5 protein-coding genes are annotated in these 4,303 nt (G+C 37.2%); 2 read left to right on the forward strand and 3 right to left on the reverse strand.

What is annotated here, in order from left to right:
- The coding region (locus LKE01_RS11470) for a helix-turn-helix domain-containing protein (protein ID WP_146979247.1) at nt 1–189 on the forward strand (189 nt) is incomplete at its 5' end.
- A gap of 94 nt (nt 190–283) precedes the next feature.
- Here the strand turns inward: LKE01_RS11470 and LKE01_RS11475 are convergent.
- From LKE01_RS11475 to LKE01_RS11485, 3 genes are all read right to left on the reverse strand, one after another.
- Nucleotides 284–448, reverse strand: a complete 165-nt coding sequence (locus tag LKE01_RS11475; RefSeq protein WP_089122107.1) for an MFS transporter — start codon at nt 446–448, stop codon at nt 284–286.
- A 543-nt stretch (nt 449–991) separates the two neighbouring features.
- Complete coding sequence (locus tag LKE01_RS11480; protein WP_057962243.1) at nt 992–1,360, reverse strand: DUF5388 domain-containing protein; 369 nt, start codon at nt 1,358–1,360, stop codon at nt 992–994.
- Nucleotides 1,361–1,362: 2 nt separating this feature from the next.
- Complete coding sequence (locus LKE01_RS11485; protein WP_010010558.1) at nt 1,363–2,169, reverse strand: ParA family protein; 807 nt, start codon at nt 2,167–2,169, stop codon at nt 1,363–1,365.
- A 1,522-nt stretch (nt 2,170–3,691) separates the two neighbouring features.
- On the opposite strand from LKE01_RS11485, the gene LKE01_RS11495 reads away from it, so the two are divergent.
- A partial coding sequence (locus tag LKE01_RS11495; protein ID WP_146979249.1) for a replication initiator protein A occupies nt 3,692–4,303 on the forward strand: 612 nt, incomplete at its 3' end.

Raw genomic sequence — 4,303 nt, forward strand, 5'->3', positions numbered from 1 at the left:
TTGTATGCCAAGCAACATGATCCGTCATTTCGGGAAGGGCGACCGAAAACGTATTCTGAGGAACAAATCAGATTTGCCTACGAGTTACGAAAACAAGGCATGACCTATAAAATGATTGAACGAAAGACGGGGATTAGTAAACGCACGCAACAGCGACGATTTAAATTAGTTAAAAACAATATATTTTAAAACTGTTTACACCATACCAAAAGGGGCTTCGAATACGAGGCCCCTTTTAGATTTAGCTAGTAATCCGTATTAAAGTTAATGGCTAGCTCCCAGTTCAACTTTTTAAGGGCTTACGATCTGTCAACAAAGCAATTGGTGACAGAATCAAAACAATCACCGCTCCTACTAAGTAGGTATGACTGAAGGCCTGGCTGATCTGTCGATTCTTAGTATGCTTAATTTTTCTCAAAGCTGTCGTTAAAGCTTCTTTTTGTGCCAATTGTTTGAGACCTACTAACAATTTTTTCTGACCCTGGCTTATTTTCTGATTACCCAAATTAATTTTTTGAGAAGCTACTGACAGTTTAGATTAGCGGTATTTTGATTTTCTAACTTGGTTAAGGTAAGTGCTAGTTGCTGGTTACCCGCTTTTAAGTTGTCAGTAGCTAGTGCTAACTTCTTCTGGGCTTGGTAGACCTGGTGAAGATCGGCTCCCTTTTGGGGCTATGGTAAATCAACTTGAGATTTGGCCGCTTGTTTAAGGGCACGTCTTAGGTTCGTCTGTTTGTTTTTAGTTGTTAATTTGGCTGATCCAGTAGTGGAAAATAGGCTGTTCAATTGTTGATGAGCCACTTTCTTTACTTGGTAGATTGTGTATGTCCTAAATGGACACAAGCAACGCTCCTAAGCAAAGCCTGTATGTACTGATTTCAGAAAAGCCCTCTATTCCGCATAATAGAGGACTTTTTTGTGTGCATTCTGCTTAATTTAAACGGACAAAGTATACGTCTAAAAGCTGAACGTGTTGTCTGAGAGCGCGATATTATTTTCCCCTAGTTCGGGCGTCTCTACTCTCCAGAATATCTAATTGAAAAGTAAATTTTCGCTTGTCTTCAGCGTCTAAAGAATCAATGAGATAGTCTAATGCGTTATCAATGGCATCTTTTTGAGATTTATATAGACCAATTCCAGATAAAGCTTCCGCTTTGTTCTTAATATGGTTGTTGATTCTAACGTTAGCATAAAAAGTAACAGAATCTGCAACGCTTTTTCCCGGTTTTGATGGTTTGCCATTATTACTTTTAAGATCATCTGTAGTAAAGGTGTTTTTGGGTTTGATATCTTGTCCACGATCAAGTGGGTCCGTCTTTGGTTGTTTTTTTAGATTGGGATTGCTTAATAATCCGCTCATTCCTATTCACCAGCCATTCTGCTAAATATTTCATCAGTAACGTTGGAGTATACGTCTTGAACTGCTTTATCAAACTGATCTTTAAATGTCACCCCGGTTACATCATATCGTTTTAAGCGTTCCATATTTTTAATTGTTATGTCAAAAATATTTTCTTTACCAAATATATCAATTGCTTTAGCTAAGGTGCTCTTATCGACAGGGGCACCATTTTTCAGCAAAACCGGCAATATTCCTAGTAAATCTAATGTCGGAGCGTGGAATTCATTGATAATTTGATCTTGCATGTATTTGATGAATGCCTGGGCACCCTGAAGCGATCTTTCCTGAGTTTGAAGAACGACAATCGCGTAGTCTGTCATATATAATGCGGTATCTGTGATTAGGCTAATTGTAGGTGGAACGTCTACCAACAAGTAGTCATAGTCATCTTTCCACGGATTTATTAAGGTAGACAAGTATTTTACACGATCGGTGTAGTCAGAAATTATATTCTCCATATATCTAGGATATAAAGAAAAGTCAGCTGAGGATGGAAGAATATCTAAATTTTGGATTACGTTGATGATAGCTGGTTTGAGGTTTTTGTTTTTAATTGCGGTCATCAAGGTTTCATCAAAAGAAGTTACTTCACCGCCGACGTTATTTTTAGTTTTTAAATATAAATTAGTGGCGTTAGCTTGAGGATCCAAATCTATTAATAGTGTTTTATACCCACGACGTGCCAACTCGATACCAGTCATTGTACTATTAGTTGTCTTGCCAGTCCCGCCTTTAAAGTTTGAAAATGTTATGACTTTGCTATCCAAAATATCACCTCATAAATATGTAGTGTAATGCTCTTAAAGCATAGCACAAAAATTAGTACATGTATACAAATACAAGTGTGTAAAAGTAAAAATGTATACATGAGCTCTATGTAGACTGCAATAGAGGCGTTTTGAATGAGTATACAAATACTAATTTTTACATTAGTATTTGTACTAATGTAAAAGTGTATACATTTCTTAAAAAAGTGTTGATTTCTTTTATTGAGAGAAATACAATTGTACTTGTAAGTGAATACAAAAAAACACCCACCGACGGGAATCGGTGAGCGCCACATAAAAGTCATCGTTGTTTAATGACTATTATATCATGGCCGGTGCGATTTTTAAAGCCCTAGGGGACAAGCTGGGGTCTAAATCCAAGGGGACACGTTTGCCAGTGCGACGTCAATAAATCTGGCTATACCACAACAAGGTTATCTGTACGGCTGGGTGGTGAATGGTGAGCGCGACCATTAACGGCCCGGGTGGTAAAACGATGCTTAGGCATGGTGACCACTAGTAGCTGGTAACCGAACAAAACTAAATACGTTCTATCAGCGTCCATTAGGGCGTTTTTTAATGGGTTTAACCGAGAATGTAGATTGATACTAGTGGTTGGTAGCAATACCGCAACTAATTGTCCAAGCGATGCCCGAACGACCGAGCGTTACAACAGGTGAGTTGCACTCTAGCTAGATAGTCATTTTAATTTTGATCGTCTGACTAGGGTACAACTCTGCACTCAACCACTTCACTCCCTCGCATTACAGCAGGGGTAAACCAATAAGTCAACTAAATTGAATAAATAAATAATAATCACAAGCCAGCTAACTAGGACAGTTTAAGCTAATTTCACAAAGTCTAAATGTGATTAAAATAGGCTTTGGATAATCTAGCTTAAACCAGCCTAATTTCACAGACTCAGCTAAACTGGCTAAACCAAACAGTGAGTTGTCTATAAACACTGATACAATAGGCCTAACTAGACTTCACAAAGTTTAGCTTTGAATACTGTGCATTATGTTAACTAGCTTAAAATTGCACAATAAAAAGGCCTACCCAATTGAGGATAGACCTTTTTACTTTATTCAGCTTTGTCATCTACTTTAATCTCAGCACTAGTTGAGGTCACATTAGAAACGTTCGCACTAGTTGGTGCTTTATCAGCTTGGCTAGCGGAGTCCACCTCGTTTGTAACATGTTCTAAGGTGCCTGTCGTGTCCTGTGAGACGTTTATAGTTAATTACACCTAGCATACCTAAAATGGTCAGAACCGTGTTAATGGTAGATTGCAAATTTGTCCAAAAATTCGGATTAAATTTGCAATCTACCAGAAATTAAAAAAGTTGCCGAATGGGCAACCAAGAATAGACACATGCTGGTAAATTACAAAGCCCTCACGGCTAAATGAATGCTTTGTAATTTAGTTAAAGCATATCAGATTTGTATTTTAAAGCAAATCTAATGTTTTAGCAACTCTCTTTCGAGACAGTATGTGTCAGTTGAGAAGGGAAGTTTTATAATGAATCAAACTAATTTCAATTTTATTGAGTCGGAAAAAGCTTATGCAACTCGTTTTTTCCAATTCCCACAGGTTTTAATTTATGGATCTCAATATAAGACATTAAGTGATAGTGCAAAATTAGGATATATGATTTTACACGATAGACTAGATTATTCATTGAAAAACAACTGGGTTGATGAAGATAACCGGGTTTATTTCATTTTTACAAATCAAGAACTAACAGATCTTATGGGCTGGTCAAAAAAGAAAGTGATTAGGGTAAAAAATGAACTTGAAAACCAAGGATTATTATTTCAGAAAACCATGCACTTTAATCCCAAAACTGGTAAAAATGAACCAAATAGATTGTATTTAGCAGATTTAGAAGTTACGGCAACAGACATTTATACAAAATCTCGGCAACAAGAGCCACAAACCCTTGGTACACGCGAAAGTGTCAAAAGGGAACCTTCGCGGAAGTTCGTTAAAACCCTTGATACACGCGAAAGTGTCAAAACGGAACCTTCGCGGAAGTTCGTTAAAGATACACCACAAACCCTTGATACACGCGAAAGTGTCAAAAAGAGTCACAATCTAGACTATACTAATAATTTAGATACTAATAGATAT

It is taken from the genome of Lentilactobacillus kefiri, assembly GCF_007989105.1.
GTDB lineage: Bacteria > Bacillota > Bacilli > Lactobacillales > Lactobacillaceae > Lentilactobacillus > Lentilactobacillus kefiri.

What these genes read in the sequence shown, in the direction of transcription:
- LKE01_RS11480 (WP_057962243.1), bottom strand. Translation starts at nt 1,360, where the DNA reads ATGAGCGGATTATTAAGCAATCCCAATCTAAAAAAACAACCAAAGACG.